Below are 6,269 nucleotides of genomic sequence, written 5' to 3'. Positions count from 1 at the left end.
TCATACACACCCTAATGATCGCGCGGCCCCGCCCCGGGGGGGGGGGGGGCCCCGCCGCCCCACCCCCGCCCCCCGTCAGCTGCTCACGTTGTTCCGGGGGGCTCACGGCCGGTAGGCGGGGAGGCCCTTGACGGTGGAGACCGGGGTCGGGGCGGCGGAGCCGTCGGCGGGGAGGGTGCTGACGCCGTCGGGGGTGCGGGCCGCGATGGTCCTGCCGTCGGGGGACCACGCGGGTTCGGTGTAGTCGGTGGCGGCGGCGGGGGTGAGGTCCTTCTCGTCCTTCTGGTCGATCCGGCTGGAGCGGGTGAACAGGTGGTCGTGCCCGTCGACGGAGCGGACGAACACGACGTGCTCGCCGTCGGGGGAGAGGGCCGGCTGGGAGCCCTGGCCCAGGTCGCGGGTGGCGGGGCGGATGTAGTCGTCGTAGAGGTAGACCTCGCCGGCGGGGGTGTTGGCGTAGACGATCTCGCCGTGCCGGCCACCGGCGTCGGCCCAGGTGTTGCCGGTCTGCGGCGGCTGCGGCATGTTCGCGTTGCCGTCCAGGGAGGTGTGCGGGGTGAGCACCTCGGGGGTGCCGCCGACGGCCTTGGTGGGGATCTTCTCCAGGCGCAGGACGCCGCCCTTGGCGGCGGCGAAGACGATGGTGTCGAAGCGTTCGGCGGATTCGGGGAGGTCGCTGGGGCCCTGCGCGGCGTGCTGCCAGGTGGGGTGGGACCAGGCCTCGCCGCCGGGGGCCGTGGCGAGGGTGACCTTCGCGCCGCCGTCGGGGTCGGCGACGACGAGGTCGCCGTTGCCGTTGATGAAGGCCGCCCGCTTGCCGTCGGGGGACCAGGCGAGGTCGCGGACGACGGTGCCGAAGTCGACGGTGGTGCCGTTCATCGCGACGGCCCGGGTGCCGGTGCTGACGGTCAGGTGGTTGGCGGCGCTGGTGCCGTTGACCTCCTTGGTGCCCGGCGCGGGGGTGCTCGGCACGGGGGTGCCCGGTGCGGGGTTGCTCGGTGCGGGGGTGCTCGGGTGGGCGGAGCCGCCCGGGGCCGGGGCCCCCGGAGCGGTGGCGCCGGGCGCCGCGCTGCCGGGGGCGGCGGCGTCCGAGCCGGCGTTGTCGGGGCCGCAGGCGGAGAGCAGGACGGCGCCGACGGTGGTCATCACGGCGAGCGCGGCGGTGGTGCCGAATCTGTTGCGCACGGACATTCCAGGTCCCCCCTCGGGTGCGGTTCGCGTTCGAGGAGGAGCATCCCAGGGGGAGTTCAGCGGCCGGTGCGAGCCGTGTCACGGTCGTGGAACAACGGCCGCCCCGGCCGCCCCGGCCTGCCGTGTCGGGACCGGATTCTGGCGCCGGGTCAGAGCCCGAGGGCGGTGAGGCCGGGGTGGTCGTCGGGGCGCCGGCCGAGCGGCCAGTGGAAGAGGCGTTCGGCGGCGGCGATCGGCAGGTCGTTGATGGCGGCGTGGCGGTGCGCCATCAGGCCGTCGCGGTCGAACTCCCAGTTCTCGTTGCCGTAGGAGCGGTACCACTGGCCGGAGTCGTCGTGCCACTCGTAGGCGAAGCGGACGGCGATGCGGTCGCCGTCGTGCGCCCACAGCTCCTTGACGAGGCGGTAGTCGAGTTCGCGGTGCCACTTGCGGGTGAGGAAGTCGGCGATCCGCTCGCGTCCGGTGAGGAACTCGGTGCGGTTGCGCCACCGGCTGTCGGGTGTGTAGGCGAGGGCGACGCGGTGGGGGTCGCGGGTGTTCCAGGCGTCTTCGGCGGCGCGGACCTTCCGTCGGGCGGTCTCCGGGGTGAACGGGGGCAGGGGAGGGCGCTGTTCGGTCACGGGGTCTCCTCGGGCATGGCGGAGCCGACGGTGAGAACGGTCGTTCTCGCTGTAGCGGCTACCCTAGGAGAACCATCGTTCTCACGCAAAGGGCACGGCAGATGGACCAGCACGACCCGCGGGGCCTGATCCTCGACGCGGCCGAGGAGCTGTTCTACGGTCAGGGCATCCAGGCGGTCGGCATGGACGCCGTCCGGGCGGCCTCCGGCCTGACGATGCGCCGGCTCTACCAGCAGTTCCCGTCCAAGGACGACCTGGTCGAGGCGTACCTGCGACGCCGGGACGGACGCTGGCGGGCGAACCTCGCCGCCTACGTGGCCGGCGCCGCCACGCTGCCGCGCGACCAACTGCTCGCCGTCTTCGACTGGCTCGGCCGCTGGTTCGCCGAACCCGACTTCCGGGGCTGCGCGTTCGTCAACTCCTTCGGCGAGCTGGGCGCCGTCTCACCGGCGGTCACGGCGGCCGCCCGGCAGCACAAGGAGGAGTTCAACGCCTACCTCGCCTGCCTGGCCGAGGCCGCCGGCGCCCCGCCCGCCACCGCCGCCCAGCTGGCGCTGCTCGCCGAGGGGGCGATGACCACCGCCGCCGTGCACGGCGACCCGAGCGCCGCCGCCGACGCCAAGGCGGCCGCCCGCGTGCTGCTGGACGCCGCACTGTCCGCCCGCGCCTGACGGACCGCGGGGCCGTCAGCCCGGGACGGGGGCCGTGCGCCGCTCGAAGACCTCGGGGCGGGCCGCCTCCAGGGCGGTGGCGACGGCGCCCAGCAGGACGGCGTCCTGGCCCAGCCGGCTCGGCTCCAGCCGGGGCCGCAGCGGGGAACGCTCGTACAGGGCCTGCTCCAACGGGCGCAGCAGCAGGTCGGCGCTGCGCCCGATGCCGCCGCCGAGGACGACCACGTCCGGGTCGAGCAGCGCGGCGACGACGGCGAGGACGTAGCCCAGGCGGTCCACCTCCTGCCGGACGGCCTCGACCGCGGCGGGCTCGCCGAGCCGGGCCCGGGTGAACACCTTCTCGGCGCTGAGCGGCCGCCGCATCCCGAGGTCGAGGGCGGTGCGCACCACGGCGTCGGCGGAGACGGTCTCCTCCAGGGTGGTGCCGGTGCCGGTGGTCGCAGTGGCAGTGGCAGTGGCGGAGGCGCAGCCCGGCAGTCGCAGCAGCCCGAGTTCCCCGGCCGCGCCGTGCGCCCCCGTCAGCAGTTCGCCGTCCTTGACCACGCCCAGGCCGAGTCCGGTGCCGACCAGCAGGTAGACGAAGAGCCGGCTGCCCGCGCCCGCGCCGTAGGTGTACTCGCCGACGGCGGCGAGGTTGGCGTCGTTGGCGACGGTGACGGTGGTGCCCAGGCCGTCGGCTATTCGGTCGAACAGGCCGGGGCGGCCCCAGCCGGGCAGGCTGGCGGCGAGCCTGACGCTGCGTCTGCGCTCGTCCCAGACCCCGGGCGTGCCGGCCACGGTGTGGGCGACGGCGGTGCCGGGCAGGCCCGCCTCGGCGAGGGCCTCGCGGGCGGCCGCGACGACGGCGTCGGCGACGGCGTTGGCCGAGCGGCCGCGGTTGGGCAGGTCGCGGCGGGCGACGACGCATCCGGACAGGTCGGCGACGGCGACCCGCAGCCGGGCCCGGCCGATGTCGAGCCCGAGGACGTGCCCGGCGGCCGGGTCGGTCTCGTACAGGACGGCGGTGCGGCCGCGCTCGGGGGCGAACCTGCCGGCCTCGCGGGCGAGTCCGGCGAGTTCGAGGGTGGCCAGTGCGGTGGAGACGGTCGGCTTGGACAGCCCGGTGTCGCGGGCTAGTTGGGCCCGGGAGAGCGGGCCGTGGCAGCGCAGCCGCTCCAGCAGGAGCCACTCGTTGTTGCTCCGGAGCCGCTGCCGGTTCCACGGCTGTTGTCCAGGCCCTGACAGTAGAGCGAGGGCGACGGGCTGCGGCGCCCCGTCCGTGGCCGTAGTCCGTCCTGCTGTGCTCATTCGGTCGATCGTAGGGCACCCGTCAGCCGACGAACGAGGACGGACGGTGAGAGTACGGACGGGCGGAGCGGAAGCGCGGACCGCCGGTGGCGGCGGAGAGTCCCGGCTCCCTGCTGCCACCGGCGGTCGGATCGCCCGGCGCGGCCGCGCCCCGCCGGGGGCGGCCCTCGCAGGGCCGGGGTCCGGTCCCACACGCCGGACCCCGGGCTCGACGGGTGCGGGTGGGTCAGTCGATGGTGTAGCCGGAGCCGAAGGCGGTGACGCTGAGCGGGCCGTCCAGGTTGTAGTTGCCGGTGGCGGCGATCCGGCGCAGGCACTCGACCCGGTCGACGGACTTCCTCCATTCGTCGGCGGTGGAGGAGTTGGCCGGGTTGGTGAGGTCGTCGACGCGGACGTCGAAGAAGGCGTTCAGCCAAGCGCTCTCGCCGGCGCCGGACGGCGAGCCGACCTTGGCGTTGGTGCGGCCGATGAGGGCGGGCAGGGCGTCGTACTCGCTGCCGTTGCCGTGCTGGATGGAGGCGTCGTACAGCTCGGCGCGGGCGAGGGCGGTGGTGAGGCCGAGCTGGTCGGCCTGGTTCATGGCGGGGGTGAAGTAGCGCTGGTCGACCTGGTCGTCCTGGACCTGCCGGAAGGTGGCGTCCTGGGCGGCCTGCTTCCAGGCGGCGACGTAGTCGCTCTCGGGCAGGCCGCTGGTGTCGCCGCTGCCGGCGGCGGCCAGGCGCTCCAGCTCGGGGATGAAGCGGGCGAGCGGGTTGTCGGGGGAGACGGCGGTGTAGGCGCGGACGACCTTGAGCGCGTCGCCGTCGTTGGTGGTGAAGCCGGCGCGGCCGGCGGTGACGCCGCGGCCGTCGTTGATGTTCTCGGCGTAGCCGTACTGGAGTTCGGTGGTGCTGTTCTCGAAGATGCTGATCAGCTGGTCGGCCCGGCGGTGCTGATCGGGGGTCAGGCCGCCTGCGGACGCCCGCTGCACGGCCGCGGCGGTCGCCCGGGCGGGGGCGGTGGACGCCGAGGCGGAGGTGGCGGCCCAGGCCGCACCGGCGACCAGGGCGGCTGCCGCGGTGGCGGCGGCGAGGCGTCGGGTTCGGGAAACTCGCATGGGTGTGCTCCGATCTCCGGGGGCGGTGCCGCCGGAGGCAGTGGGGGATGGCGCGCCGGTCGAACGGGGGCGCTGTGGGGGCAGGAGAGCGAGCTCGCGGCAGCAGAGTACGGTCTGCGGCCGACGGCGGTCTATAAGGTAAGGAAAGTTTCCTAATAAAATTGCTTGGGTCTCGGAGACGGTGCTCGGTCGTCGCCGAACGGGCCGCGCCGGTGATACCGTCCGAGCGTCTGGCGACCGTCCGCCCGGCCACCGCCGAGCCCGGCCCGCGAGCTCCCTGCACCACCGAATCGGGCGCCCCGCGTGCACGCACACGCCGCGTGCGCACCGCCCGCGCCGTACGCGCGCGTACCGCACACGCCTCCGCGCCCGGCCGCTCCCACCGAAACCCCGACCAGCACGGAGCACCGACCCATGAGCCTCCCGAGCACCACCCCGCCCACCGTCACCCCGATACGGCCGCCGCGCCTGGTGGCCACCGACCTCGACGGGACGATCGTGCGCGGCGACCGCACCGTCTCGGCCCGCACCGTCGCCGCGCTCGCCCGGGTCGAACGGGCCGGCGGGCTCGTCGTCCTGGTCACCGGCCGCCCGCCGCGCCTGATGGGCGAGATCGCGGCCGCCTTCGGCCACCGGGGCGTGGCGATCTGCTCCAACGGCGCCTTCGGCTACGACATGCGCACCCGCGCGGTGATCGCCGAGAACCCGATCCCGGTCGACGTGCTCGGCGAGAGCGCCCGGCGGCTGCGCGAGGCCGTGCCGGGGATCGGGCTGGCCGTCGAGTACGCCCAGGAGCTGGCCGGGGACGCGCACTACGAGGCGGGCGCCTGGGACGCCGACACCACCGTGCAACGCCTCGACGACGCACGGTTGTTCGGCCGCCCGGCGCCCAAGCTGATCGGCCGTCACCCGGAGCTGTCCGCGGACGAGCTGCTGGCGCTGGCCCGCCCGGTGCTCGGCGAGCTGGTGACGGTCTACCACGCGAACGGCGAGCGGCTGGTCGAGGCCGTCGCGAAGGGCGTCAGCAAGGCCTCCGCGCTCGGCGACCTGGCGCGGCGGCGAGGGATCACCCGCGAGCAGGCGGTCGCGTTCGGCGACATGCCCAACGACCTGCCGATGATGGCCTGGGCGGGCACCTCGTACGGCGTCGCCAACGCCCACCCGGAGGTGCTGGCCACGGTGGACCACGTCATCGGCAGCAACGACGAGGACGGGGTGGCCACCGTCCTGGAGGGCCTGTTCCCCGAGGGGTGAGCCGCGTGCGGAACGGGCGTTCCCGGGAACGCCCGTTCCCGGAAGGCCTTTTCCCGGAACGGACGCTCCCGGAACGGACGCTCCCGGTAGGGGCGCGGCCGAAACGGCGGCTCCGGGCGGAGTGCACTCCCGGAACCGCCGCTTCCCGCC

At 74.9% G+C, this 6,269-nt stretch carries 6 protein-coding genes; 2 read left to right on the top strand and 4 right to left on the bottom strand.

What is annotated here, in order from left to right; translation table 11 throughout:
• Nucleotides 1-102: 102 nt before the first annotated feature.
• Together ACFV6D_RS03460 and ACFV6D_RS03455 are read right to left on the bottom strand one after the other, a co-directional pair.
• On the bottom strand, nucleotides 103-1,191 hold the full coding sequence (locus tag ACFV6D_RS03460) for a hypothetical protein (RefSeq protein WP_380558163.1): 1,089 nt from the start codon (nucleotides 1,189-1,191) through the stop codon (nucleotides 103-105).
• Nucleotides 1,192-1,340: 149 nt separating this feature from the next.
• Nucleotides 1,341-1,811 (bottom strand): DUF1348 family protein, encoded by a 471-nt coding sequence (locus ACFV6D_RS03455; protein WP_380339394.1) that lies wholly within the window; start codon nucleotides 1,809-1,811, stop codon nucleotides 1,341-1,343.
• Nucleotides 1,812-1,912: 101 nt separating this feature from the next.
• On the opposite strand from ACFV6D_RS03455, the gene ACFV6D_RS03450 reads away from it, so the two are divergent.
• Nucleotides 1,913-2,482 carry a TetR/AcrR family transcriptional regulator gene (locus ACFV6D_RS03450; RefSeq protein ID WP_380339397.1) on the top strand — a complete coding sequence of 190 codons (570 nt, stop codon included), beginning with the start codon at nucleotides 1,913-1,915 and terminating at the stop codon, nucleotides 2,480-2,482.
• Nucleotides 2,483-2,497: 15 nt separating this feature from the next.
• On the opposite strand, the gene ACFV6D_RS03445 is transcribed toward ACFV6D_RS03450, so the two are convergent.
• The gene (locus ACFV6D_RS03445; RefSeq protein ID WP_380339400.1) at nucleotides 2,498-3,769 is read right to left on the bottom strand and encodes an ROK family protein; all 1,272 of its coding nucleotides are present in this window, start codon (nucleotides 3,767-3,769) and stop codon (nucleotides 2,498-2,500) included.
• A 226-nt stretch (nucleotides 3,770-3,995) separates the two neighbouring features.
• On the bottom strand, nucleotides 3,996-4,865 hold the full coding sequence (locus tag ACFV6D_RS03440; protein WP_063350568.1) for a chitosanase: 870 nt from the start codon (nucleotides 4,863-4,865) through the stop codon (nucleotides 3,996-3,998).
• 414 nt (nucleotides 4,866-5,279) lie between these two features.
• Between ACFV6D_RS03440 and ACFV6D_RS03435 the strand changes: the two genes are divergently transcribed.
• Complete coding sequence (locus ACFV6D_RS03435; protein ID WP_363373571.1) at nucleotides 5,280-6,119, top strand: HAD family hydrolase; 840 nt, start codon at nucleotides 5,280-5,282, stop codon at nucleotides 6,117-6,119.
• Nucleotides 6,120-6,269 lie beyond the last annotated feature (150 nt).

It is taken from the genome of Kitasatospora sp. NPDC059812 (genome assembly GCF_042732075.1).
GTDB lineage: Bacteria > Actinomycetota > Actinomycetes > Streptomycetales > Streptomycetaceae > Kitasatospora.
This window is presented reverse-complemented; position numbering and strand designations above follow the sequence as displayed.